Here is a 262-nt window from a genome sequence, read left to right on the forward strand (position 1 = left end):
TTGCCTCGGTGGAAACACTGGCACGCACCGTGGATGACTCGCGGGGGGGCTCATTGCACATAGCAGGAATGTAATAACACATGCGCAACAACGGAGAATCACACCATGGACTTATGGTACCAAATTAAATGCACAGTTTGGACGCGACCAGCGCGCCGCACACCAATACGCGTGGACATGCAAACTCGTTTTCATGCATTATGTCCCCTTCGTCAACCCTACCGTGTCTTTCTGGGCGCACGTGCCCTTTTACGATACCTGG

This window comes from Limnohabitans sp., assembly GCF_040400975.1.
In the GTDB taxonomy this organism is placed as follows: domain Bacteria; phylum Pseudomonadota; class Gammaproteobacteria; order Burkholderiales; family Burkholderiaceae_C; genus Limnohabitans_A.